The organism is Halarchaeum nitratireducens (genome assembly GCF_014647155.1).
Lineage (GTDB): Archaea > Halobacteriota > Halobacteria > Halobacteriales > Halobacteriaceae > Halarchaeum > Halarchaeum nitratireducens.
Genome location: NZ_BMOQ01000008.1, coordinates 119,299 through 142,876, shown reverse-complemented (window position 1 = coordinate 142,876; position 23,578 = coordinate 119,299). Strand labels below are relative to the sequence as shown.

Annotated in this window: 22 protein-coding genes and 2 pseudogenes; 4 read left to right on the top strand and 20 right to left on the bottom strand. The window is 62.6% G+C overall.

Features of this window, described 5'->3' with window-relative positions:
- Nucleotides 1-102 precede the first annotated feature (102 nt).
- The 4 genes from IEX91_RS14300 to IEX91_RS14285 form a co-directional block, all read right to left on the bottom strand.
- Complete coding sequence (locus IEX91_RS14300) at nucleotides 103-996, bottom strand: DNA-binding protein (protein WP_188879831.1); 894 nt, start codon at nucleotides 994-996, stop codon at nucleotides 103-105.
- A gap of 740 nt (nucleotides 997-1,736) precedes the next feature.
- Nucleotides 1,737-2,306 carry a hypothetical protein gene (locus IEX91_RS14295; RefSeq protein ID WP_188879829.1) on the bottom strand — a complete coding sequence of 190 codons (570 nt, stop codon included), beginning with the start codon at nucleotides 2,304-2,306 and terminating at the stop codon, nucleotides 1,737-1,739.
- On the bottom strand, nucleotides 2,303-2,671 hold the full coding sequence (locus IEX91_RS14290; RefSeq protein WP_188879827.1) for a hypothetical protein: 369 nt from the start codon (nucleotides 2,669-2,671) through the stop codon (nucleotides 2,303-2,305). Before IEX91_RS14290 ends, IEX91_RS14295 begins: the two co-directional genes overlap by 4 nt.
- Before the next feature lie 92 nt (nucleotides 2,672-2,763).
- Nucleotides 2,764-3,087: a hypothetical protein gene (locus IEX91_RS14285; RefSeq protein ID WP_188879826.1), complete on the bottom strand. Its 324-nt coding sequence runs from the start codon at nucleotides 3,085-3,087 to the stop codon at nucleotides 2,764-2,766.
- On the opposite strand from IEX91_RS14285, the gene IEX91_RS16380 reads away from it, so the two are divergent.
- A complete protein-coding gene (locus tag IEX91_RS16380) occupies nucleotides 3,068-3,475 on the top strand; it encodes a hypothetical protein (protein ID WP_229772902.1) in 408 nt (135 codons plus the stop codon). The genes IEX91_RS14285 and IEX91_RS16380 overlap by 20 nt on opposite strands.
- On the opposite strand, the pseudogene IEX91_RS16820 reads toward IEX91_RS16380, so the two are convergent.
- The 16 genes and pseudogenes from IEX91_RS16820 to IEX91_RS16665 form a co-directional block, all read right to left on the bottom strand.
- Nucleotides 3,448-3,688 (bottom strand): annotated as a pseudogene (locus IEX91_RS16820) (DUF7558 family protein). The gene IEX91_RS16380 and the pseudogene IEX91_RS16820 sit on opposite strands and share 28 nt — an antisense overlap.
- 37 nt (nucleotides 3,689-3,725) lie before the next feature.
- Complete coding sequence (locus tag IEX91_RS14275) at nucleotides 3,726-4,193, bottom strand: hypothetical protein (RefSeq protein WP_188879823.1); 468 nt, start codon at nucleotides 4,191-4,193, stop codon at nucleotides 3,726-3,728.
- Entirely contained in the window at nucleotides 4,190-4,522 is a 333-nt protein-coding gene (locus tag IEX91_RS14270) for a ribbon-helix-helix domain-containing protein (RefSeq protein ID WP_188879822.1), read from the bottom strand. The genes IEX91_RS14275 and IEX91_RS14270 overlap by 4 nt, the downstream gene beginning before the upstream one ends.
- A gap of 86 nt (nucleotides 4,523-4,608) precedes the next feature.
- A complete protein-coding gene (locus IEX91_RS14265) occupies nucleotides 4,609-4,932 on the bottom strand; it encodes a DUF7558 family protein (RefSeq protein ID WP_188879821.1) in 324 nt (107 codons plus the stop codon).
- 3 nt (nucleotides 4,933-4,935) lie between these two features.
- A complete protein-coding gene (locus tag IEX91_RS14260) occupies nucleotides 4,936-5,223 on the bottom strand; it encodes a hypothetical protein (protein ID WP_188879820.1) in 288 nt (95 codons plus the stop codon).
- Between the two features lie 71 nt (nucleotides 5,224-5,294).
- Nucleotides 5,295-5,840, bottom strand: a complete 546-nt coding sequence (locus IEX91_RS14255) for a hypothetical protein (RefSeq protein ID WP_188879819.1) — start codon at nucleotides 5,838-5,840, stop codon at nucleotides 5,295-5,297.
- A gap of 182 nt (nucleotides 5,841-6,022) precedes the next feature.
- Complete coding sequence (locus IEX91_RS14250) at nucleotides 6,023-6,463, bottom strand: hypothetical protein (RefSeq protein ID WP_188879818.1); 441 nt, start codon at nucleotides 6,461-6,463, stop codon at nucleotides 6,023-6,025.
- 539 nt (nucleotides 6,464-7,002) lie between these two features.
- Entirely contained in the window at nucleotides 7,003-8,526 is a 1,524-nt protein-coding gene (locus IEX91_RS14245; RefSeq protein WP_188879817.1) for a primase-associated protein, read from the bottom strand.
- On the bottom strand, nucleotides 8,523-9,407 hold the full coding sequence (locus tag IEX91_RS14240) for a bifunctional DNA primase/polymerase (RefSeq protein WP_188879816.1): 885 nt from the start codon (nucleotides 9,405-9,407) through the stop codon (nucleotides 8,523-8,525). The genes IEX91_RS14245 and IEX91_RS14240 overlap by 4 nt, the downstream gene beginning before the upstream one ends.
- The gene (locus tag IEX91_RS14235; RefSeq protein WP_188879815.1) at nucleotides 9,404-13,210 is read right to left on the bottom strand and encodes an ATP-binding protein; all 3,807 of its coding nucleotides are present in this window, start codon (nucleotides 13,208-13,210) and stop codon (nucleotides 9,404-9,406) included. Before IEX91_RS14235 ends, IEX91_RS14240 begins: the two co-directional genes overlap by 4 nt.
- Nucleotides 13,203-15,413, bottom strand: coding sequence for a VirB4 family type IV secretion system protein (locus tag IEX91_RS14230; RefSeq protein ID WP_188879813.1), 2,211 nt, complete (start codon nucleotides 15,411-15,413; stop codon nucleotides 13,203-13,205). Before IEX91_RS14230 ends, IEX91_RS14235 begins: the two co-directional genes overlap by 8 nt.
- Complete coding sequence (locus IEX91_RS14225) at nucleotides 15,406-16,524, bottom strand: hypothetical protein (RefSeq protein ID WP_188879812.1); 1,119 nt, start codon at nucleotides 16,522-16,524, stop codon at nucleotides 15,406-15,408. The genes IEX91_RS14230 and IEX91_RS14225 overlap by 8 nt, the downstream gene beginning before the upstream one ends.
- A 3-nt stretch (nucleotides 16,525-16,527) precedes the next feature.
- Complete coding sequence (locus tag IEX91_RS14220; RefSeq protein ID WP_188879810.1) at nucleotides 16,528-17,586, bottom strand: hypothetical protein; 1,059 nt, start codon at nucleotides 17,584-17,586, stop codon at nucleotides 16,528-16,530.
- A gap of 2 nt (nucleotides 17,587-17,588) precedes the next feature.
- Entirely contained in the window at nucleotides 17,589-18,284 is a 696-nt protein-coding gene (locus IEX91_RS14215) for a hypothetical protein (RefSeq protein ID WP_229772901.1), read from the bottom strand.
- 167 nt (nucleotides 18,285-18,451) lie between these two features.
- Nucleotides 18,452-20,182 (bottom strand): annotated as a pseudogene (locus IEX91_RS14210) (hypothetical protein).
- 21 nt (nucleotides 20,183-20,203) lie between these two features.
- Complete coding sequence (locus IEX91_RS16665; protein WP_188879808.1) at nucleotides 20,204-20,632, bottom strand: hypothetical protein; 429 nt, start codon at nucleotides 20,630-20,632, stop codon at nucleotides 20,204-20,206.
- 373 nt (nucleotides 20,633-21,005) lie between these two features.
- On the opposite strand from IEX91_RS16665, the gene IEX91_RS14200 reads away from it, so the two are divergent.
- The 3 genes from IEX91_RS14200 (at nucleotide 21,006) to IEX91_RS14190 (ending at nucleotide 23,575) form a co-directional block, all read left to right on the top strand.
- Nucleotides 21,006-21,485, top strand: a complete 480-nt coding sequence (locus tag IEX91_RS14200; RefSeq protein ID WP_188879807.1) for an SLC5/6 family protein — start codon at nucleotides 21,006-21,008, stop codon at nucleotides 21,483-21,485.
- Between the two features lie 83 nt (nucleotides 21,486-21,568).
- Nucleotides 21,569-22,534, top strand: a complete 966-nt coding sequence (locus IEX91_RS14195) for a sensor histidine kinase (RefSeq protein ID WP_229772898.1) — start codon at nucleotides 21,569-21,571, stop codon at nucleotides 22,532-22,534.
- A 174-nt stretch (nucleotides 22,535-22,708) separates the two neighbouring features.
- Nucleotides 22,709-23,575, top strand: a complete 867-nt coding sequence (locus tag IEX91_RS14190; RefSeq protein ID WP_188879805.1) for an amidohydrolase family protein — start codon at nucleotides 22,709-22,711, stop codon at nucleotides 23,573-23,575.
- Nucleotides 23,576-23,578: the final 3 nt, after the last annotated feature.

The following is a 23,578-nucleotide window of genomic DNA, read 5'->3' as shown; positions in this document are numbered from 1 at the left end:
TGCGCGCGCAGCGACCTTGGAGTGAGCACGGAGCGGAGGGTGGGGCGGTGGGGTCTGGGTCTGGTCTGGCAGACAAAAAGAAAAGAGTCCACGCTGGTCGCCTTACTCCCAGTAGCGCTCGCGCTCGGGGAAGTGCATGGTGCTCCAGCCGGTGACTGCGATCGAGACGCGGCCTTGGTACCAGCTCGTGCTTGCCCCGCGAATCTGCACGCGCTCGCCTTCCGCGACGATTTTCGGATTCGACCGGACCCAGCTGGTGAATTTCGTCTTACTGCTCTCGTCTTCAATTAGCCCGACTTGTTCAATCGCCGGGTCTGGAGCGTCCCAGAGTTGCACGACTGTGCCCTCGACGCTCACCTCGCCACGGTCGACGTCTTCGACCCGATCGATGGGGATGACCTGTCCAGGCGCGGCCTCAAGCGCCTGTTTCACGTCGAGGACGGCCGTGGGGACGTCCGCGCCGTCGAGCACCGCCTGCGCGATTCGCCGACTGATCGCCGCCCGCGACCACCCATCGAGGTTGCCCGCCACTCTGGCCGCCTGCTCGTTCACCATCCCGAGTTCGTCCTGCGAGAGCATCTCGCGTGGGTCGTGGTCGGGACTCAACGCCCGATCCACGCTCGCCGCCCGCCGCTCGAACTCTCTGCTCCACTCGGCGCTCCGCGCCGCTGCGATGTCGCGCGTCCGCCTGGCACGGCCCTCCTGCTCGCCGAGTTCCGCCCGTGCGCTGATCCAGTCCAACTCCGCTTCACGCGCCTGAATGCGTTCCTCCTGCGCCAGCGTCACACCGGGAATCCGCTCCTGATCCGCGTCCGTGATCCCGTCCGGGTGGTTCGCATCCACCTTCGCTTGCGTCTCCTCTTGGACCGTGGCCTGGAACGCCGGCGTCTCCGCCACGACCGTGAAGCCGTCTTCATCGACCGTCTCACGCTCGAGGTCCTCGAATGCCTGTTCATCCACCGAAACGACCTTTCCGCTAGCGTTGTTACTGGACATTGGAGTTCATACACTCCGAAGGCGCTCACGCGCCGACACCGTGATGCCCAAACATCGCGGTTTCCTCACTGATGACGACCGACAGGACTCTGCGCGCTCTCGCTCGCGCCTTCGCGAGCGCCCCTTGGGGCGCGAGCGAGAGCGCGCCTCAGGAAGTAAAACATCCAGCCGCGCGCGCCGACCCGCCCGGAGCGAGCGGCCAGCGCATTCTCCGTTCGCCGCGACGCAACTACGTCCGTCGCGGTCGGCTTCGACGAGGTCCGTAGGACCCGAACGGGTGAAGCGCTGGCGCCGAGGGCACATGCACTTTAGCCCGGAACGGGCGCGGGCGGTGCGGAGAGCGCCCGCACGCCCGGAATGGTCGGTCGCGAGCGACGCGGAGGGCGGCAGCGGCGAGCGGGGCGGACCGGTACGAACACACCTGTCCAGCCGGTCACGTCGCTTGATGAGTCATCGACAGGCCTGGTGGACTCAGAAAGGGCGAGGCCGTCTCGATCGTCCCCCGACCTCGCAAGCACCGCAGGCACGAGGCGCGCAGTGGCGTCCTCGTGAGCGAGGCGAACGAGGACTAGCGAGACAGCGTCTCGCGCGGTCGCGGGACGTCGAGCGGCGGGAGAGCGACACTCTCCCGAGCTAACGGGTGGCGTTGCCGCCCGTGAACGGCCGAGGGCTTTCAGGAGTCGCCGCAGGGACTGGGTGTTCGGCGAGCAGCTCGTGGATGGCGGCCACTCAGAGGCCGATTACTCATCGAGGCGTTTGAGCAATTGCGTGACGTAGGGGCTGTTCTCCCAGCTCCGATGCGGGCTGATCGTCGTGAGCAGCGTTCGAGCCGCTTCGTGGGTCAGATGCCCGTTCCGGGCGTACTCCACGATGAGCCGCGGCGTCGGGACGATCCGCGGTCCTTGCAGCACGGCGTGAATCAGCGGGAAGTTCGTCCCACCGAACTCGTCGGTGAGAAACCCGTCGACGTCGAGCGCGTTCGCGAGGACGATTCCGTCGGTTTCGCCGTCGTCGAGGCCGAACGTCGGCCGGGCGTCTGACGTCTCGTCGCGCTTGTAGGGATCCGTGACTGTGTAGTGGGTGCGAGCGGCGAGGACGTTACTCGCAGCTGCGGCATGGATATCCTGATACTGCGTGATATCGCGGAGTTCTGCGACCACTTCTGGCGGCACGAATACCTCACAGGAGGTGAGCAAGTACTGGAGCGGGTCCGGAACGTCGGTCCCGACCACTGCATCCGCACGAGGCACGGCGAGACTGACGAGGGCACTGGTGTCGGCGACGACTGTTCGCAGTTGCTGGCCGCTCATCGGTCGTCGTCGCCCGCAGTGTCGACCGCTGTCGCGTCGCCATCGTAGACGTCGACATCGTCGGGCGCAGCGAGGTCGAGAGGCTCGTCCTCGAGGTCCGCTTTGAGGAGGCGGAGCCGCTGGGCGGTCTCGGCGCCGACCAACTGCTTGACTGTCTCGAACTCGAGCTGGTCGTCGTAATACTTCGTCGCGACCAGCTCCTGGAACGTTTCGCTGTCGGCGGTGTCTTCGATGTACTCGCGAATCGCCTCGACGAGGAGGTCCGTCCGGTCCGTGTCGAAGAGGTCGGCGATCGCGTCCAGCCGGTCGACGAGGTACTCTGGCGACTGGAAGTGCACTCGTCGGGGGTCGTCGCTGGCACTCATTCTATGTGCACGTTCTGCACATAGGTGTATAACGGTTTCGGCGGATGCACAGAGCTTGCACATCGTCGCCGGTGGGAGAAGAACCGCCCAGCTTACGTCTCCGCCTGCAGTTCGCGGAGCGTCGCGACGGCTGTCGTTCCGATCCGGACGCCGTCGACGGTCCGAACCCCCAGGTCAGCGGTTGCCGTGCGAAACGGCTGGAATGCGACGAGGACACGATGCGTGACCGTGCGAACAGCCTCCTCGTCGTAGCGCTCGAGGACGTCAGCCATGATCTCGTCGAAATGCGCATCCGGGTGGTCGACGCGGGGATGCTGCCCGCGCTCACACAGGAGCGTCCACACCGCCTCGAACGACGGATCGCCCGGGTTCCCCGTCGCGTCTTCCACCGGGTAGGTGGCGTTCGCTTCGGTCATATTTTCTCACCCGGAGTCTCTACACTTTGAGCTACCGCTGCGGGATTTCGAGGACAAGCACTACACCGGACAGGGTGGGGTGATGGGGTACGGGGCTGTCCACCCCAAGGGTCTACAGCGCGCACTCCGAACACTCGACTACATGGAGGATTCGTGGACGCCGCTGACGTCGGCGCAACGTGAGGTATTGGACCTCATCGTGACACACGTCGAGGCTACAGAGGAGGCGGTTACACGCGACGCGGCTGTCACGCAGCTCGTCGAGGAGGGAATCGAGCGTGCAGATGCTCGCGACCGAATCGAACAACTCCTCCTGAAGGGCTACCTCTACGAAGTCGGCGACGAGATTCGGATCCCACCCTACGATTCCGGGTCACCCGTCCAGTAAGTCGCTGGCCCGCCGGGCGCACACTTGAGGCAGAACCGGGGCGTGCCCTCGAGTCGCCTCGATCTCCACGCGGAACGACGTCAAGACGGAGAGGGACTCGACGACGTCGCCACAGCCGTCACAGGCGAACTCATCGCGAGCATCGGTGTCAGGACGGGCTTGGATCGCCCAGTCTACACACTCGGGTGCGTCACGAGTTCGTCCGTCCCCCACGTTCGCGCTTCGCCAAGCGTTCGTCTCGGGTGCCGCATCAGGAAACGTGTTCGATGGAGATCTCGGGAAGTGAGTTTGCGGCTGGCTCGAACGCAGCGAACGATTCGTCGTTCGTGAGAATCGTCGGCTCACGATCACGGTGCTCGAACGCCAGCACGAGAATTGGAACGTCTTTAGCCTGAATCTCACAGACGCGAGCAAGCGTCTGTACGGCAGCCGCTGATCGCTGCTCTCGCAGGAGCGACTCCCGCACATCGCGACTGGACGGCGCTTCGATGAGGCCCGTCATCCGCGTGAGTCGGGTCAGAAACCTGGTTTTGACGGCATCGCGATCTGCCGAAGAGAGACTCTGTGTGCGGTCGAATGCGGCCAGCGCTTCCTGGACCATGTACGCATTGATCGCTGACGTCGTCTCACCGCGGTCGATCTCGCCAAGTATGTCAGCGGCCTGCTCGTTGGTTTGGAGTGTCCCGAAGATCCAGAGATTGGTATCGAGGATCTTCACGCATCGGAGCCGTAGACCTGTTCGGACGTCTCGTCTCGTGCCGCTTCGACGGCTCGCTCGAGGTCGTCTGCATCGACTTTCTCGCCGAGCGCCGCGAGCTCGGCGTCGACCTCACTATCGGACTCGCGGCTCTGCTCAGCCTGCGCGAGTAGCTGCTCGAGGCGAAGCGCAGCGATTGCCGTGTCGTCGTTGAGTTCGTGGAGATGGGCGCGGCAGGCCTCTTTGATGAACTCACTCTTGTTGGTGTAGATCCCCGTTTCGTCGAGGAATCGCTCGATCTCGGTGTCAAGCTCGACCGGGAACTTGACACTGACACTCGCGTACTCCATGGTAATACCATCGTGCTACACCAGTATAAAGAGCATGCCCAGGCGCCACTCCAATGGGCGAGTGGGCGACAGTCGGTACCACCCCCTCATTCGACGAGATGCTCTTCGATGTCACGCGTCCAGTACGTCGCGAGCCCACCCGGACTACAACGGGCGCACAACTGCAACGGGCCTTCCAGATGCCCCAGTTCAACGCGGAACCGCGTCAGTGCCGCGAGCGTGTCGACGACCAGCCCACACCCATCGCAGGCGACGTGATCGCGCTCGTCGGGATCCGGCTCCGCCTGAATCGCACAGTCGACGCAGATAGGGTGAGTAACCCGTTCGTCCTGTCCCCACGTATGCGCCTCGCCAGTCTCGGTACCCGGCGGAGCGTCGCAGAACGCACAGCCGACGAGCGTTTGCTGCATTACTCAGCCCTCCGTGTCGGTGTCGCGACCGGCCGTCCAGCCACGGTGGAAGACGGCCAGCTGCGTCGATGAGTCGAACGCGGTACCGCTCGGCTCGTGAACCAGAACTTTGTCTTCGGGAACTGGAGTGACGACGTCCGCGTCGATGAGCTCGCTGACCAAGTTCTCGGCCGTCGCGTCGTCGACGTCCGTCGTGTCGATTCCGACGGCGTCGCGGTCCTGGGCGAGCTGTTCCTTCTCGAACTGTTCGTAGTCGGCACTCGTGTCGTCGTGCGGATCGGGACCAGGCATGGTGAGTCACGGCGCGCACTGTCGCGCGCTGCACGCCTCTTGGCGCAGATAAACAGTCAGGAGTGACAGCGTCAGTCCGGTCGGGGGTCGTGATAGCCGATGACGGCGACATCGTCGATGAACAGGACGCCCTTCATGAAGTCGAGCTTGGTCAGGCTGTGCTGATAGAGGTTATGTTGTCCGAGATAATTCACCGGCACCACCAGACAGCCGAACTCGACCTTCGGCCGGCCGTCCTTCTGGGTGCGGTACCCTTTCTGGAACTTGAGGAGGTCGTCGCTGACGTTGTTCCGTTTACTCTTCTCGACCTCGATGGCGATGCGGGCGTCGGCGTCGTAGAGGTCGACGCTGTAGTGAAACCCCTGATGTGACCAGAGTTTGCAGTTCGGGTTGTAGCCGCCGGCGGCGTCCCCCTCATACTCGTACTGCGAGAGCTCATCGGCGATTGCAGCATCGAACCCGCCGACCTTTGTGTGCTTCGTCGAACCGTCGAAGACGCTCGTCGGGACGGCTTCGATGGCCGTCTGAATCGACGCCAGTGCGTCGTCCGGAAACGCCTCGGACGAGGTCTGGGTGCGGCGCTCACTCAGTTTGGTGACCTCCTCGACGACGACCATACTCGCTATCGACGAATAGCGACCCGATAAAACCCGTCGCGACGGCCATTCGAGCCGACCGGCCGCTAGGCTTCACTTACTCGAGTATCAGGGCGGCGGGCGGGGGTGAGGGAGTGGACCCACCCTCAACGTTAACCAACACGGTGCCGGTTGCGGCCGGAAATGTTGGTTAAGTCTAGCCGCTACGGCGTTCGGAGTTCTCGAACTGGCTTCACGACGAAGGTGTCTGGCTCGCTGGCTGCTCCCTCACCTGATCGTTCCGCCGTCGTCGAGGGCGACCGTGTGAGCTGGGTGATGAGCTCGTCGCGAACGATCCGTCGAGGGATGGTGGTCTCGTGCCAGCCCAGCCGGTCATCGAAGTGCCGCTTTTGGAACTGCTTGCCGACGTCGTCTGCCGCGACGTACTGCGTCCGCGTCGACTGCCCGACTTCCCGGGCGACGAAGACGGCGCCCACGGCCTCGTGCGTGAGTTCGACGAGAGCACACTCCACGAGGGCAACGACCGACGTGTGATCTCGGTCGGTCGGGACCACCACCTCGAGGTCTGCCCACGGTGCCTGGCCGTCCGGGGTACTTGCCGCTTGATGCGCTGATCGTGTCTCGCTGCGTCGTTCCGAAGCCATCGTCTATCGGGGGCACCTGATGCCCCCCATCACCCCCTCGTGGGGGCAACAGACTCCACCTGAACACACCTGCCCAAACTATGCGCTAATTCTGATACGTCTCTGAATCCAAGATCCCGATGGCGGCCCCTCGGCCTGAGAGAGCCGGCGGCCTTCGCACATTGCATATCGCCTCTTCCTTTGGACGGAATCCGCGATATGCAAGACGATATGACGGTCTCAAATCGCAGAAGAACCCCGTCGGGCCGATTTGAGGCCGTAGAAAGTACCTCGACGAGTTCGGGAATAATTCTGTGATTTCTAAAATTGCTCGACGAGAGAGTAACGATGGCGATATTGGTCGTATCTGGATTTCTTTGGGTCGCTGCTCCACCTACTCTGGATCTCTCGAAGTTCCTCAACTCAGTGCCTCGAATCTTGAAATACCTCTATTCCCCGATTATGGTCGTGTTAGACGCTGAAATTGCTCGACGGGGAACCAGAAGGATCTGGTATTAGTCTGTAACACAGTTATCAGAGTCCCGAGAAAAGGCTATGAATTAGAATTGCTCAGTAGGCCCAGCGGATTCCTTCTCAACCTGCTCGTACATCTCATCTGGGAACGGAAGACTCCCCCAGATCGAGTAGGGACACTGGTCTTGGCCGATGCAGTAGCGCTGGAGATCGTCGTTATCGCAGTTCATCGGCAACGGCGTGTCCCCGTCGATGGTGTTCGAGAATTCGTAGCGAACCTGGTACTCAGTCTCCTGCTCGTCGTACCACGGCCACCGAGAGAAGACGTCCTTGAGGTCCGCGACGATCTCGTCGAGGCTGCTGTCTTGGTACTGCGGCAGCCACATCACCATCCGCGCGAAGTTGTAGAGATCCTTCCGGACGGGCTTCTTCTCGTGTAGTCGCTCCTCCATATTCGCCATACAGGGGAGTTCGAAGAGGTCCTCGATCTCCCGGACCTCGATCTGTTCGGCGCCGGTTCCGGCTCGCCCGATTCGGTACGTATTGACGCGCCCGTCGCGATCGATCGTGACGGCCGAGTGTGACTCGTGGTCGGCCAGCGTCTTCGCGAGACTGCTCGGACTCGAGATCCAGTCCGTTACAGAGGATTCCCACTCGTCCTCGGAGTCGTACGCCGTAACCGCTCGATAGAGCTCCTTCGCCGTGTGGAACTCACCCTTTTGCGCCACGTCATCGGGCGCGTCACTCAGGGCTCGTCGGAGGACGCGGATCGTCCGTTCCCCACGGTCCCAGTTCCGCCAGATCCGCTCGTGGTGGCCGGTCTCGAGGAAGCGGTCGATCCGCTCCGTAATCGCCGACTCGTTCGTAGTTAGCCACGTCAGCTGATCGTCGGAGAGCCCGTCTTCTTGCACCCGGAGGAGCTTCTTGAACGCCCGCTCAGCATAGTCCCGATACTTGCTGTCGAAATCACCGACCGGGACGTACAGCTTGTTGTCTTTCACTCGCGTCAGTATCTCCCCGCCATCGTTACTCCCCGTCGACGCCTCGTCCTCCCGAACGAGACATTTCCGTGACGCCGCCGCCATCGGGATTTCGAGGTAAAGACCATCCCCGAACTCCGGCATCTCTGTGATGTCCGTACAGACCCGACCTGGGTGTGGGCCATCCTCACCGGGCTCCTTGCTGTACAGCACGTCGGCGATATCCTGCTGGAGCGAGCCATCACCGTGGGCACGGATGAGTGAGGCGAGATTGTTGACGTACAGCTCCCGGATGTCGTAGAGGACCTGGATGTTCCGGGGCGACGCGTGCTCGAACTTCGGGTGCTCTTTCACACAGATCGCACTCAGCGTCGCGAGCACGGCGAGCGTGCCCGGCTCGTCGACGAACGGCTCCTCGGTGGCGTCGGCACGAACCTGCTCTTTGAACGCCGCCGTCCCGAACCGCTCGACGTCGTTCACGAGGTCCTCGGGCTGGTCCTGGCCGTCGACGACGTATCGATTGTAGCCACGCGTAAACAGCTGGTTGATGCGGGTTTCACCGTACTCCAGCGGGAGTGCCGCAACTCGATACGCCATGCCCTCGTCGTCGGTGGGGGTACTCGGACTCATTCGTCGATCACCTCGGGTGTCGCCGACCGAACGTCGAATGCCGGGCTCTCGATAGGTTGAACGATGCTACAGACGTCGGCGTGCAGCGAGTAGGGCAGGCGGGCGACCCGCCGGCGGTCGGCCGTCACGACGGGGTCGATTGGGATGTCGTACGTCTCGAGGAGGAGGTCGTTCAACACTTCACGGCTCTGCTCGTCGTACCGGTGCGCCGGGTCCGTATCGAGGAGGTAGACGTGGACGCCCTGCCCGCTGTACACGACCATCGTCTCCTCGGCGTCGAAATCGTCCTCGAAGATGTCGCACACCTCGAACCCGTACTCGATAGCGCGGTCGACATCTTCGAAGGCGTACGAATACCCCTCGGGAGCGGCGTCGAGGATACCCGCAGCGTCGAGGAGCGCATCGTCGTCCTGGTCGTCGCCGTCCGCTGAGACCATCTCGTCCGCTCGGTCGCGGGCGATCTCTTTCGCGTCGATATCGACCAAGAGGACCCACGGCCGTTCCCAGTGATCCAGTGCGTAGTAGACGGCGTCGGGCCGTGGGTCCGGTTTCTCCAGCACCTCCGGATCAGCAAGTGCGAATTTGCTCCGCCCCAGCGGGTCGTTGCGGGCTGGATGCCGAATGAACTCGACGACGTCCTCGAGGTCGTCGAACTCGGGCGTCGTTCGGCCGCCCGACGCATCTGTTTGCCACGTATCCCGCCGGATGAAGTCCTTGTCCGGCACCTCGTCTTTGCGCACCGGGTGGGACTCGCGAAAGGCGACGGCGTACTGTTTCGGGCCGGTCGCCGTGATGAATTCCGGCAGGTCGTCCAGATAGCGGGGGAACTCCTCGGCGTAGTAGGCGTAAATCTCCTCGCGGGTCGCCTGTCGCCAGGTCATTGGTTGAGCTCTTGATCGAGATTTTTGAAGCCCCGAACGGTGGTCAGGCCCGCAGCATCGAACTCGCCGACGGCGTCTCTGATGGTCGCGAACGACCGTGCCGCCCGCCCGCTGACCCGCTCGTCGATCCGATCGGCGTCGGCAAGGCTCTCCAGGACGTCGAGGGCTGTCTCGCGATTGTTGAAGGCCCAGATAGCGTCAGCATCCACCGTGCTGAGTTTGTCGTAATCCTCGACCGGGGCGTGCCGATTATTACTCGCGAGCTCTGCTTCGCCGGCCCAGACGAGATCTCCGCCCTCGTCGAAGCCGGCCACGTCCAGTACCGTGCCGTCGTCGGTTTCGTAGTACGGTTCCACGCGAACGGCGTCGTCCCGCTGCTGGAGCCACAGCTCGAGGAGGCGGACGCCCACCTTGTGTGGCGTTTTCTCGCCGAGATCGCCCGCTCCTGGCCCCGCTTTCAATTCTCTCCTGAGGAGGTCTCGGCCGTCCGGGAGGACGGTGTAGTACTTGCGACCTGCCGCGGAGTCTGCTTCAAGGAGGTTCTGCTCCGTGAGCCGCTCTATGTAGAGATCGTCGTATTCGTCCCGAAGCTGGCTCATCCTGTCCAACAGCGTGTACTCGTCGTCCGCTCTGTTCATCACGTCGAGGACATGATTCAGAAACCGGACGTCGTCTCGACTGAGGCCGCGTTGTCGGAGCTCGTCATCGGGGACGGGCACGCTGCTTTCCTGAACGGGCGTTGCCCCGTTCTCCGGCTCCGCTGCTTGGTCACCAGCTGATTCCCCGTCCGTCTCGGTAGCCTGCCCGAACAGGGGGCTCATCTCTGACTCGTCTGCACCTGGGGCACTGTCCGTCTCTGGCTGCGTAGTCGACGTCGATACGTCCTCGGTCGTCGACTCGCTGATGAACGCGGATTGCGTCGGGTCGGTCGCTGTATCGCCGTCGGCAGCCGAGCCCGTCGTGTCGGCTCCCGTACTACCCCAGCCAGTCTCCTCCGGAGCAGTGTTCGACTCAGTCGTCTCTGTTAGCCCGTACTGGGCCTGTGTCCGCTCGACCATCCGTGGCCGGGACACGGACTCGAAATGGTCTTCCTGGGGCTCTGTGAGCGGCTGGTCGCTTTCTGGATGCCCCGGCGCAATCGGGAGCGGCTGCAGCGAAAACGGCGGCGGACCAGTCTCTCCGAACGACGGGCTCGGGAGCTGGGCGATCCACTCGCCGCTCGGCAACGTGTTGATTCGGTTGCGGAGTTCGGTCGGGCTGAGGTCCTCGTGGGCAAGCGACTCCGCGAGATCGCGCTCAATCGAGATGTTGCCGATGAGCTTTGTCTTGATGTTGTTCAACACCTCGTCGTAGGCTCGCTCGTTCCGGTTCCGCACCTGCTCGGGGAACTGCATCACGAGCCCCATACTCAGGCCGAACGACCGGCCCTGCGGCAGTAGCTGCTCGGAGACGAGCTTCGTCGACGCCACCGGTGCGGCCTCCTCGATGATGAGGTTCGTCAGCTTCTCGTAGTCGGTCTGGCCGTCGCGCCGGCGTACCTGAACAGCATCCCAGAGGTTGCTCAACAGGAGCAGGGTGATCGCTCGCTGTGCCTCCGAGCGAAGGTCGCCCAGATCGAAGATGATGGTGGCGTCTTCATCGAGGAACGCGCGGAAGTCGAATCGGTTGTCGACGTACTCGCCGGCGTCGTTCTGCTCGGGAACGTGGCTGAAGATCCGCCGGAGATGTGCGTCCTCGTTGAGCTTGTCGAGACGGTTCCCGACGGCGTCCATCGACACCTGGAACTGGTGGTCGTCCTTCGCGAAGTGGCGTGTCAGCGATTCCTCGATGGTCTGGTTGTCCGCTGAGACTGGCGGAATCGTCTGGTCGCGCTGCATTCGGAGGGCGGCGGCGAAGAGGTCGTCCAGCCCGAACACGTCGCTGCCGTACTCCTCGTCGAACAGCGCCTTGATCAGGTAGCTGAGGATCTCGTTTGCGACGAACGCCTGGCCGTACTGCTCGCGGCCCATAATCATCCGGAGGATGTCGTGGAAGTGGTCGACTTTGTCCTGAATCGCGTCCTCACGGTTGCGACCCGCCTCGAGGGCGGGGCGGATGTCGAAGAAGGAGAACGCGGGGATGGTCTCCGGAACGCGGAAGTGGTAGACGTCGTCGAGGCCCTCAAATCGCTCGTAGTGGCAGCGCAGGTAGTTCTCACACATCCCGTCGCCCTTCGGGTCGACGAGGACGACGGGGCCACCAGTCGTCTCCCGGAGCGAGAGGGCATCGTTGATGATGGCCTTCGACTTCCCACCGCCGGTCGACGCGAACCGTCCGTAGTGCGTCGGCAACCGCTCTGTTGGGATCCGGATGGGGTCTGGTTGTGGGTCACCGTTCTCGTCGAGCGCGTAGCCGATCGCCATCCCGTCTTGGAACTGCTGGATCAGATCCGGATTGGGCCATGGGAGTGGATTTCGGCTCTGGTGCTCGGCTCGGGTCCCCCGCGTTCCCTCGACGGAGAGCTGTTCGGACGAGGGGACGAGGACGAAGTTCGCGAGCTCTTGCCCACTTAGGACGAAGTCGGGACGAGTCTTTCCACGCCCCGTCGTGATCTCGCGGTCGAGCAGTCGTTGGAGCGCTGCTCGCGCGTTCTTCTCCTTCTTCGCGTCACGGAATCCATCATCGCGGAGGCGCTTCGCGGTGACATCGTAGAACGGACCATCAAGAGGGTCGAAGACCGGTGCGAGTGAGTCTAACCGCGAGTCGAGGGCCCCGGGATCGTCTTTTGGGACACCGATGACGCGGGCGTTCACCGTGAACGAGCGTTTGGGGTTCTTCGCGTCGATCGCGTCGAGGCGCGCCGAGACGGAGTCGCTGAGTTCACGCTCGTCGTGCTCGTGCTCGATCTCGGAGTCGAGAAGGTCGCCGATGATCTTCTGCGAGAGCGTATCCCGGCCGTCAATCAACTCCTCCTTCCGGACCTCGGCGTCCGACTGCCAGCTCGCATGGCACTGGAAGACGACCTGAAACGCCACGGGCGCGCTCGCGTCCATCAGATGGTCGATGAGCGACGCGAGCGTACGCCCCGGTTGGTCAACCGACGTAAGTGACTCCTCACTCTCGGCGTCCGTGAACGGCGTGAGTGAGGTCATCCAGTCCGCTTTCCGCGTCGCTGCCCCACACCACCGAACGCCGAGCGGTGACACCGCGTCGACGGCCGGTCGCGCGAGTACCGTTCCCTCGTCCGTGACCGTTGGTTTGTCGAGCGTGGTCACCGGCTTGTCGTCCGGGAGTGTCCTCGACGGCGCGAGTTCGACAGCGGTCTCTCCGACGCGAACGATCCGGTCGGTGTCGAGGTCGACGTCGACACCACCATCTGCGACGGATTCCGCACCGTTTTCCGCTGTGTCATCGTTCGTGAGGTCGTAGCGCTCCTCCACCTCGAACTCGTACCGGAGATTCCCGGCTGTGTACTCCTCGACGAACTCCTCTCGGGTGTACTCGACCGGCTGGATGAGTCGTGATGCAACGTCGATGTCGACGCGTTCGATGTCGAAGGTCTCCGGATAGATCGAGCGGAGCCGTTCCTCGACGGTGTCGAGGTGCTCGTCGGCGCCGTAGTAGAACTCGACGGGCTCGTCCGGGCCCTCGCTCAGCGCGAGGAATTCGAACCGCGGCGGCGTTGAGGACTGGAACGGGTTCAGTTTCGCGCCAAGTCCCGATGATTCTGATGACGTGAGCTTGTGCAGGCTTTCGAGTACACGAGGTATCCCTGCCGGATCGAGTACCTCGGACGTCGGCGTCACGCGCAGATACTCACGCATCGTCCATCCCCTCCGTTGTTCCGCCATCAGCTTCTGCGTCCGCAACGTCTCCGTCTACAGGCTCCTGTGCTGTTGATCGCTCCTCCAGTTCCGCTCTGAATTCGCCGATCTCGGATGGCGTTTCGTCAATGTCGACTCCGGGCAGTTCGTCGCGAGTCTGTGCGGTGGGGTCAAAGTCGATGACTTGCTTCTCCTTGGGCATGGCTTCGACGCGAATGCCACGCCACTCGCCGTCGACACCCACGAGGGCTTCGGAGAAGCCGGCGTCCTCGTTCCCCGGAACCGCCTCTTGGACGTAGCGCATCTGTGCATAATTCAATCCGAACTCGTCAGCCCACGCCTCGTCCATCCCGTCGAGGCGGTGGAACTGCTTGACGGCGCACTGGTCGAGGATCGCCTCGGACTCGGCGTGCTCGAAGAACTCGTCGACCGTCTGCGTCACGAGGCGAATGGAGAGATCGTGATGGCGGTGGTGGCGGAACACTGTCTCGAGGAAGGCGAGACTCGCGGCGTCCTGCATCAGATAGCGTGCCTCGTCGATGACGAAGACGACCTCCTTCTCCGTCTCCTTCGCACGCTCGTAGACAAGCGAGATGAGGAGTTGCATCGTGAGCGCCGTACTGGAGTCGACGCTGCCCTCTTGCTGGGCGAGGTCGAGATAGATCGTCTTCTCGTCGCGAATGTCGAACGCGGACTCCGTCCCGAGATTCGCGTGCCGACCCTCTTCCTCGAAGGGCCGGAGCTGGTCGAGGAGCCACGTCGCGTCCGCCTGAATCTTTTCGGCTTCGGATTCGGAGCGCACGACGAACTCCTCGGGGTCGTCGACCATCTCCTCGAAGACATCCATCATATCTCGAATCGTCGGACTCGGATTGTCGTGCGTCGTGATGTCGTCGGTGATCCCTTGGCGGGTGTAGGCGGTCCGCAGGCCGAGTTCGAGCGTCGTTCGCCGATCACCGAGGGAGATGCCCCTGAGAGCGAAGAAGTTGGTGAGGAAGCTCATCGCATCGTCGAGTTTCTCGTTGAACGGGCTCGCGTCTTCACCCATCGCGCGCTGGGCGTGCTCGGGTGTTTGCCGAATCTCGAGGGGATTGAGGCCGAGCGTCCCACCGACCGTGATGCGCTGGGCGTCGAGGGCTTCGGCGACGCCCATCCAGTTGTTGAGCGGTTCGAGGATGATGCCGATCCGGTCGCGGTCCTGCTCGATCGACCGGATGAAGTTCTGCTTCGAGCCAAACGACTTCCCGGAGCCCGTGTCGCCGACGGTGAACATCGCGTAGCCGTTGTCGCGACTGAATGGATCGATGACGACGGGGCTTTGCGTGTCCTTGTGGATGCCGAACTCGACGCCGCCCTCTTCGAGGATCGTTGCGTTGTGCGGTGACGCGAGGAGTGCACCGACGGCGCCGCCGAGGGCGATGGACTCCCGGCCGAATGGATTGTCACCGATGGGTGCGGCGGACTGGAGGGCGACGTCCTGCCGACAGATGGCGGTCTTCGGCGTGAGGTTCGCCGGGTCGTCCCGGAGCGTGCTCTTCACCGTACGGACGGCGTCCTGCAGGTCGTCCTTCTCGTCGGCGCGCACCGTGACGAAGACGCCCTGGTCGAAGACGTTCGCACCGCTCTCGACGGCCTTGTACGTCGCCGCCGCCTCGTCAGCGCGCTCTTGGAGGTAGGCGCCACGGACGCTCTGCTCGAGGTCCGCGTCCACTTGGAGGTCGTCGGCGATCTCCTCGAGTTCGTTCCGGGCACGCTCTTGGTTCTTCGGCGTGATGTGCGCGGTGAGGTCGAACTGGATGTCGGTGAGGTTGAAGAGTTTGCTGAGGTAGCCGTCGCTCGGATGGTCGGGGTACTCGGCGATGTAGAGCGTGCTCGTCCACTGCTCGCCGACGCGTGCGGCCCGCGTCTCCCACTCGATGGCAGCCGGCGCGATTGCCGTCTTGTGCGACTCCGCGATCTCGTCGAGGAGACGGCCCTCAGCCTGCCCCTCCTCGAGTGTTTCTTCGTCGAGGACGTCCGCGAACTCGACGGTGGGTTCGTCGTTGCGAGCCTGATAGCGCGTCCATGCGACGACGCCGACTGCGACGACGACCACCGCGAGGAGGAGGTAGAGCAAGATGCCACCGGGCGTCGTCGGATTGAGTGCCCACTGTCGGATCTGGGCGCCGAAGCCGGCCGCCGCCGGCAGGAGGACACTATGCATCGGTATCCTCCCGTCGTTCGTGATCAACGACGGATTGCTGGCGGACGATCGAGTCGGGGTCGTCGTAGTCGTGTTCGTGGCCGTTCCAGAAGTCCATCGTGAGCGTGAAGAGTTCGACCGTGCTGAGGCGGCGCGCCGACCAGCCACTCGCCTGCTGGACGAATTCGCTGCGGACCGCGGCGATTCGGTCGTCGAGTGTCTCGAACATTCGTGCGCGCTGCTCAGCCGCTTGAAAGTTCTCGCGGCGGGTGACGAACGGATTGAAGAGGAAGCCGATGACGGGGAACTGGGTGAGTTTCTCGGCGGGCGTGGCTTCGTCCTGGAAGCGGTCGTAGACCTCGATCGGGGCGACCTCGACGCCGATGTAGAATCGGAGCTGCTGGATGCCACGTTCGCGCATTTCCCGGGGCCGCGTCTCCTGGTACTCTTCGAGAAGCTCGCGGAAGATCGGGTTCTCCGTGACGTCCTCGTGCGTGAGTCGCTCTTCGATGTTCTCGACGATCCGCTCGACGGGGAAGGAGCGCGTTGTGACGTGGAATTTGAGCTTCGAATCGAGTTCCTTGTTCGCGAACTCCGCGCCGGCCTCTTGGAGTTGGGCCCAGTCGTCTGACATCGCGAAGTCCATGTTGTCCGGAGTAACCTCGACGAAGGCCTCCATTGCGCCGTCGGAGCGCTGGATCGCGCCGGCGCCGGGCCAGGCACGCTCGACGTTCGTGAGGTCTTGGGTGCGTTCGTCGGGCTGGAAGGGCGTGTAGTTCGCGAGCCCGCCCTCGTTGCGCACACTCTCGTTTGTGCCCGCTGCTGGGTCGTCGGGTGCACTGAAGGTGATTCGGGGGCGTTTGAGGTACTGGGAGACGTCGGTGGCCCACGTCCAGGCGTTGAGGTGACTCGGTGAGACGTAGATGATCGCGACGCCGAGCCCCAGGCCACCGGCGACGAACGGGAGGGCGAGTGATTGAATTCCGGTGAGCGCAGCGAGGAGCAGCCCCATGATCGGGAAAGCGATGAGGACGCCGACGTCGCCCTCCTCGATATTGAAGTAGGGGATGCGGCTCTCCTCGCCGAACTGATTCATGATGCGTCTCGCGGCCGCGTCTGGATCTGTTGCCATGGATTAGTAGCTCCCTGGATCGTTCTCAGTGCGCCGGTACGACGGGGTCGAGTCCTCGTCATCACTTGAGCCTCGCATCGCGGCGCGTTGCGCGACGGCTTGGCCTGCTGCGGCCTTCGGCCCCCACCGGGCGGCGGTCGTCGCGACGCCAGCGCCACCGATGTATGCACCGGCCGTAACACCACCAAGAAGTGCCGCTCCTCGCGTTGCAGTGCCAACGATCTTCGCGGTCAGCGGCGACGCGTACGTGAAGGTCTTCCACGTGACGACCAGTGCGACGAGGGGAAGCGAAACAGCGACTAGATAGCTCAGGAACGGATCTGACGGGGTGAGAGAACTCTGCGTATAGATCAGGTCGTAGCCTTTGAACACGATCGCTGCTGGCAGCGGGAGAATTGCGAGTGGGACGAAGCGCTTGGCGAATCCCATCGCAACATCTGATAGAACGGGGATGTTCCCGTACGCAAGGGCGACTGCGATTGGCATTCCGTAGATGTAGACGTAGAGAAGAATCTCTCGGATGTAGTAGAGCGCTTCAAGTGCCCACATTGAAACCCCTCCAAGAAGTCCGAATATGAGCGAGAGTGCTGGATTCGAGAGTGCGGATCCGATGAGACGGACCATTACTGTGCCAAGGGTAGATAAGCTCGGCAAGAGCGCAATCGTGAATCCGTTTACCAGATAGAGCACGACGACCCCCAACCAATACCACGTTATGATGAGGAACGCACCGACCCACGCGGTCCGTTTGGTCTTCCGTGACTCGTAGGCACTCCCGATATTGAAGATCCGGATGAGGTGTCGGCCCTGTACGCAGATTACGAGGAGGAGAAGCGAGATCATCATAATCTGGCCGCCAACCAGCGCATGACGGATCGCTTGCCACGGCGCGTTTGTCGGCTGTCCGAAGACAAACCCGCTATGCGTATTCGGAGTCGGCGTACCGAAGGTATCGACCGTCAGGGTGTGATACCCGTGTCGAAGGCCTTGCATGAACAGGCCAGTGAACCAGTTGACCGCGTCCTTGAAACTCTGGAGGACGACATCGATTAGATCAACCATGACTACTGCTCCCCAATTTTGATTGAGCAGTTGTTGAACGATTCAGACGCCGAATAGTGTATCTGGTAGGTCTGGGAGGTCGATGAATCACGAACGCTCCCCGTGATACTAACTGTGAACGTCCCGTTTTGCGGATCGCTCTTACAATTCGTTCCGACACCGGGGACGAACCCGAATGGAGAACGATCGCTGTAAATCGTCTTCCGCTCTCCCGGTGGCACAACGACTTGTTGTGTCTCAGCGTCGGTCGATGGATCATAAATCCCGCTCACACTGGGGTCGTCTGCGTAGTTCGTCCCGTTCTCCCCGCTTGGATACGGGACTGCACCCTGGAAGAGGAGCTTTGTAACTGCGCTCGGGCCGCTCCCGTTGTTCTTCACGACGACAAAAGCCTCATCACCTGACTTGTGAGACGTTCCGTTCCACATCTTCGACGGATGGTTCCGTCCGACACCCATCTTCTCGATCTCGAGGTTCGGCCGAAGAGAACGCTTGACCGTCGCGATTGATTTTCCCTTGTTGACCGCGACGACCTTGTACGTTCCCGGCGAGTAGGCTGTTCCGACGTCGAAGGAGACACGGTGGGCGCCGGCAGCGAGTGACCGCTTGCCGAACAGCGAGTCGTTCGGCTTCACGAGATTCACGTGGTCGACGTCAGCCGAGGCATCCACCTCGACGACGAGTGTCGTCCCCTGCACACTGATCGACGTGAACGGCCCCGTCGCAGTAGTCGTCGATGTTGGTGACGTCCCCGACGGCGTTGTACTCGTAGATGTGCCATTACAGCCTGCCAGACAGACGAGTGTGCCGCTTCCGAGTGCTTTCAGGGCGGTGCGTCGGTCGATCGAAGTGGCTGTGTCGTGTGTCATGGGTCACTAAAGTAGCGTTCGGCGCCGAGCATCCGGAGGAGTCGCAGGCCGGCGTAGAACATCACGGCGAACGGGATGAGTCGCCAGCCGACGGCGACAATAAAATCGAGCCATCCACCGAGCGTGCCGAGTGGGTGCCAGCGCACGGTCGCCCGGTCGCTCACGTACGCGGGGTCCGTCCCGAGCCACGACTCGGGGTGATAGCGAGCCGTGTAGATGCCCGGCTGGTGGAGTGTCACCATCGCGACGCCTGATTCGTTCGTCGTTACCCGCTTCCCGCCAACCGTGATGTAGCCGTCACGGGACCGTTGGAAGATCGGATACCGCCCGCTCTGGTTGAGGACGATCGGTGCTCCGGTCTTGTTGTCGTGGAGTTCGACGCGAACCGTCGCTTGCGAGGCGTTCTGCGAGACAACGTGGGCGGTGAGGTTACTCCGGCGGAGCTGGCGTTTTGACCCTTGCTGCGGTTGGACGATGCTCGCATTCACGCCGCGGACGATTCCTGCGACGTGGAGCGCCTGCCGGTCGACGTGGTCGGCGCGGACGGCGAGGCCGTACGTCGTGGTATAGGAGCGGTTGACGATGTCGATGTGGATGTTCGGGCCGAGCGTCGCGCTCGGAGAGGATCGATTCGTCCCCCACGTCGTGATGATTGAGGGTCCCGTCCGAACGGGCTCGGCGACCGGTCCGATCCGCGACGGATAGGCGTGCACGAAGACCGGAATCGAATCGGAGGCTGTCTGCCTGTCTCCATCGCGGGTGGACTTGACGAGGGTATCCCAGCTCGTGTTGCGGGCGGTGTAGAATCGCCAGACGCCACGAACGCGGGCGCTGCCGTTCTTCGTGAGCGTATACCCCTGCCACGGCGCGGACTGGAAGATCGCGACGCCGGCGTCACCGTTCGGATACGTGGCGTAGTAGGGGGACGCCGAGAGGTTGTAGACTGACCCCGCCAGCGAGTCCGAGACGGTGAGTGAGTCGCCCTTTGTCGTGACGTCGACAACCGTTCCGTTCACACGGACGGTCTTCTGGACGCGCACGTGGATCGTTGCGTGGAGAGTCAGTTTCGTCTGTTGGGCGTCGTCGAGCTGGTAGTGGAGGACGGGCGTGTGTGATCCGGGCGCCGTCGCGATCGTCTGGCCGTCCTGCGTGAGGGTGACGTTCGTGATCTGGTGGCTGGTGAGCGACCAGTCGACACTCCGATTGCCGTTCGTCGTCGTGTTCGGGTAGCGGACGCGGTAGTCGACGAAGCCGCGGAGTGTGCCGTTCGGTGCGAGATAGCGGGTCGTCTGATTCTTTGAGAGATGCGCTTGCGTCGACGGCTGGGCAGCGAAGATCGTCGCGTGAGCATCCGCGATGAACACGCTGCTCTCGAGGTCGGCGTCGGGTGTGTGGATGGAGGTGTGCGGTCCGCCGGCGTGGAGGTCGGTGAAGTCGTGGCTCGTCCAAGTGGAAGCAGTGGCGGGCGGCCGCGTGAACGTGATGTCCGTTCCGTTCGCGAGCTGACCCATCGCGGTCCGATTCTCGCCGTAGCGCTGTCAATAGGCTGTTTGACTCGTGTAGTTGTCTGCGTCACGCGACCAGAGCGTCGCCGACTGGTTTTGCGTGAGGCCATTCCCCTCGCTTCCAGGTCGGGGGTGGCTGGCTGTCACGAGTCCCGTGACTGTCGCGACGGCGATCGTGACGACAGCGAGTGCGCGGAGGGCACGTCGATCGGGGGTGGTCACGGGTGGAGGCCGGGAGTTGGCTTACCAGGGGACGAGGTTGACGCACTGTGCGAGCGGGAGGTTCATCATCGATCCCGCGACGGTATAGAGTGGGCCGAGGACGACGAGGATGACCGTAGATTTGAGCGCGGAGCGTTTGTGCCGCTTCAATCCCTTCTTCTGCTCGGGATTGAGGGTGAACATATCGATGAGGGAGTCGGCCTGCCAGACGACGGCGAGACCGACGATTCCCAGCGCGGTGGTGAGCTGGAAGAACCCGGAGATCATGCTCGGCAGTTTATCTGCGCTACAGACCGCGTTGTTCTGGGCCGCGGCAACGGGTTCGACGGCTACCAAGCTGAATAGTAGCAGCGTGACACCGATCCGAAGAGGAACGCTGTTACGGAGCGTTGACTGATTATCAGACTGGTCAGTGGCTTCGTCTGAGGGAAGTTGCGTGAGGGAGGTCATGGATGATCAATCGGTCTGCGAGTTTCGCGGGGCCGATGAGCCGGGCCAACTGTTCTACTTAACGGTTGCCATCATGTGAAGGACAAGTGTCATTCAACGCATTCTCTCGGAGAGAACTACGGATAAAATAAATATCTTTTGAGAGTATTGAGTGTCGAGGCACAACATGGCCGGGGGTATACTACAGTGGGACAATCTTAGAGAATAGGTTTGATATGCGTAATACATACTAGATCTCGAGTGTGAATTGACAATCTACTTCTGTAGAGCTATTTTACACTTGGCGATAAATTCCAAACCCGATATACCATTACGATAAATTCGGCATCTCGGGAGACCCTTATTTAAGCACTCGCTGTGCACATACCCTGATATGGCTACGGCACGGTGGTCGTCCGGATTCGGATTCATACTCGCGACAGTCGGCGCCGCCGTTGGACTCGGGAACATCTGGCGCTTCTCCGCGGTCGTCGGCCAGAACGGCGGCGGTACCTATCTCATCCCCTACCTGATCGCAGCTGTCGTCTGTGCTCTCCCGATGCTTATCCTCGAACTCGCCATCGGACGACACCTCCGGACGGACGTCGTTTCTGCATTCCGCTCGATACAGACGGAATACACGGCACTCGGGTGGCTCATCCTCGGTGGCGTCCTCCTCATTCTGAGCTACTACCTCGTCCTCACCGGATGGGTGCTCGGGTTCTTTCTCTCGTGGCTTGCCGGGTCACGTACGAGGAGTAGCGGTCCGGCGTATGAGCCCTACGGTTGCCTCTCTGAATCCGGGCGCCAAGATGTGTACTTGTTAGAACAGCGACCGTGGGGACTCAACCACTCGTATCGGGGGAGTAACTAAGTCTATCAACATCGAGTCTCTCGCATATCCGTTCTATGGTTGCCGATTCCGCAGACGTCTCGGATTCGACCCGGTGGTATTCGATGTCTCACGACGCTGTCTCTGAGAAGCTAGATGCGTCTGCTGACGGCCTCACCTCTGCCGAAGCAACCCAGAGACGCGAGGAGTACGGGCTGAACCGACTGCCGAGAGCGAAACCTCGAACGTGGTGGAAGATCGGGCTAGACCAGTTCCAGAATCCACTCATCTATATTCTGGCTATCGCAGCGACCGTCTCCGTTGCAATCGGTGAAGTTACTGATGGTGTCTTCATCGTCGCCGTCCTGCTCCTGAACGCGATCATCGGTGGCGCACAGGAGTGGCAAGCCGAGCGGAGCAGTCAAGCGCTCCAGCAGCTGCTCCGCACCCGGGCGACCGTCTTCCGAGACGGGGAGACGCGCGAAATCGATAGCGAAGATGTGGTCCCCGGGGACGTCGTCCTGCTGGAGTCAGGCTACCGGGTTCCTGCGGACGTCCGGCGGGTGCGCACGAGCGCGAAGAACGTCGTCGAGATCACGGAGACGGCACGGGACTACATGCGGACGCTGGCGAGCGAAGACGACCCCACCGTCGCGCCCACACCACTCCCGCCGGCGATCGAATCCGAGATCGAACGCCGGCGCGAGCTCTTCCCGTACGCCGAATTCCGCCTCGAAGGCCAGGTACCGGACGTCACGGTGACCGCCAACGAGATGCTCGGGACCGTGTTCAGGAACCTGCTGAACAACGCCGTCCAGCACAACGGTTCGGCCGATCCGGTCGTGACAGTCTCATGCGCAGCTACTGACGGATACGTCGTCGTACGGATCGCTGATAATGGTTCCGGTATTCCGGACGGGCAGAAGGACGCGGTCTTCCGGAAAGGCCGCAAAGGAGCCGATAGTTTCGGGAGCGGGATCGGGCTCTATCTCGTCCGACAGTTGGTCGAGCAGTACGGGGGAGCCGTCGACATCGAGGACAACGAACCCGAAGGGAGCGTGTTCAGGGTTCGGTTGCCGACGGCCGACTGAGCGCGCCGACCGTCTCGCCCATGGGCGTCGATCCCGACGGAAGGCACGCGTAGCGTCGGGGCGAGCGTGACGGCCACGCGCGGGAGAGGGCGTGGAGGGCCGATGCGGAACACGCGTCGCTCCGTAATGGCGGATTCCGACATCGTTAAGCACGATCTATGGTAATGCTACCGTATGATCGATAGTCACACTCACGCGTGGGGGTATCCGAGCCGGGAGCACCCGTGGACGACCGGCCCGATACTCGATCTCGTCGACTCGTTCGACGTCCACACCGTCTACACCGCCGAGCGGTTGCTCGCGGACATGGACGACGTGGGCGTCGACGAGGCCGTCGTCGTCGGCTACCCGATCACCGAGTGGACCGACAACGGGTACACGATCGACTGCGTGGCCGAGCACGACCGACTCCACGGCGTCGTGATGCTCGACCCGTTCGCGGCCGACGCGGCGGAGACGCTCCGCGACGCGATGGCGGTCGAGGGGGTGCTCGGCTTCCGACTCGGCGCCGCGTGTCCGCGCGACGCGATGTGGGAGTACTTCGATCCGACGGTCACGTGGCTCCGGGACGCCATCGACGAGACCGCGTTCTGGGAGGCCGCCCGGGAGACCGACGCGCTCGTGCAGATCCTCGCCGACGAGACTCAACTCGATCAGGCGCTCGATCTCGTCGAGACCTACCCCGACCTCGATTACGTCTTCGATCATTTCGCGCACGCGGACCCCGGCGTCCCGCCCGACGAGGGGCCGTTTTCGGGGTTCGCGGCGCTCGCCGAGCACGACGCCGTCGCGGTGAAGGTCTCGGAGATCGTGCACCGGTCGGCGGACGGCTATCCCTACGCGGACATGCACGACCACGTCCGCTGGTTCCTCGACGAGTTCGGACGCGAGCGCGTCGTCTGGGGGTCGGACTTCCCGAACGTGAGCGACGCCGCGTCGTACGACGAGGCGTGTTCGTGGCTGGCGCACGTCGACGGGCTCTCGCGGGCCGACCGCGAGTGGCTGACCGACCGCGCGTTCCGCCGGCACGCCGGTCTCTGAGGG

Coding starts and splice junctions, on each gene's coding strand:
- IEX91_RS14300 (WP_188879831.1), bottom strand. CDS start 996: ATGTCCAGTAACAACGCTAGCGGAAAGGTCGTTTCGGTGGATGAACAG.
- IEX91_RS14295 (WP_188879829.1), bottom strand. CDS start 2,306: ATGAGCGGCCAGCAACTGCGAACAGTCGTCGCCGACACCAGTGCCCTC.
- IEX91_RS14290 (WP_188879827.1), bottom strand. CDS start 2,671: ATGAGTGCCAGCGACGACCCCCGACGAGTGCACTTCCAGTCGCCAGAG.
- IEX91_RS14285 (WP_188879826.1), bottom strand. CDS start 3,087: ATGACCGAAGCGAACGCCACCTACCCGGTGGAAGACGCGACGGGGAAC.
- IEX91_RS14270 (WP_188879822.1), bottom strand. CDS start 4,522: ATGGAGTACGCGAGTGTCAGTGTCAAGTTCCCGGTCGAGCTTGACACC.
- IEX91_RS14265 (WP_188879821.1), bottom strand. CDS start 4,932: ATGCAGCAAACGCTCGTCGGCTGTGCGTTCTGCGACGCTCCGCCGGGT.
- IEX91_RS14260 (WP_188879820.1), bottom strand. CDS start 5,223: ATGCCTGGTCCCGATCCGCACGACGACACGAGTGCCGACTACGAACAG.
- IEX91_RS14255 (WP_188879819.1), bottom strand. CDS start 5,840: ATGGTCGTCGTCGAGGAGGTCACCAAACTGAGTGAGCGCCGCACCCAG.
- IEX91_RS14250 (WP_188879818.1), bottom strand. CDS start 6,463: ATGGCTTCGGAACGACGCAGCGAGACACGATCAGCGCATCAAGCGGCA.
- IEX91_RS14245 (WP_188879817.1), bottom strand. CDS start 8,526: ATGAGTCCGAGTACCCCCACCGACGACGAGGGCATGGCGTATCGAGTT.
- IEX91_RS14240 (WP_188879816.1), bottom strand. CDS start 9,407: ATGACCTGGCGACAGGCGACCCGCGAGGAGATTTACGCCTACTACGCC.
- IEX91_RS14235 (WP_188879815.1), bottom strand. CDS start 13,210: ATGCGTGAGTATCTGCGCGTGACGCCGACGTCCGAGGTACTCGATCCG.
- IEX91_RS14230 (WP_188879813.1), bottom strand. CDS start 15,413: ATGCATAGTGTCCTCCTGCCGGCGGCGGCCGGCTTCGGCGCCCAGATC.
- IEX91_RS14225 (WP_188879812.1), bottom strand. CDS start 16,524: ATGGCAACAGATCCAGACGCGGCCGCGAGACGCATCATGAATCAGTTC.
- IEX91_RS14220 (WP_188879810.1), bottom strand. CDS start 17,586: ATGGTTGATCTAATCGATGTCGTCCTCCAGAGTTTCAAGGACGCGGTC.
- IEX91_RS16665 (WP_188879808.1), bottom strand. CDS start 20,632: ATGACCTCCCTCACGCAACTTCCCTCAGACGAAGCCACTGACCAGTCT.
- IEX91_RS14200 (WP_188879807.1), top strand. CDS start 21,006: ATGGCTACGGCACGGTGGTCGTCCGGATTCGGATTCATACTCGCGACA.
- IEX91_RS14195 (WP_229772898.1), top strand. CDS start 21,569: ATGTCTCACGACGCTGTCTCTGAGAAGCTAGATGCGTCTGCTGACGGC.
- IEX91_RS14190 (WP_188879805.1), top strand. CDS start 22,709: ATGATCGATAGTCACACTCACGCGTGGGGGTATCCGAGCCGGGAGCAC.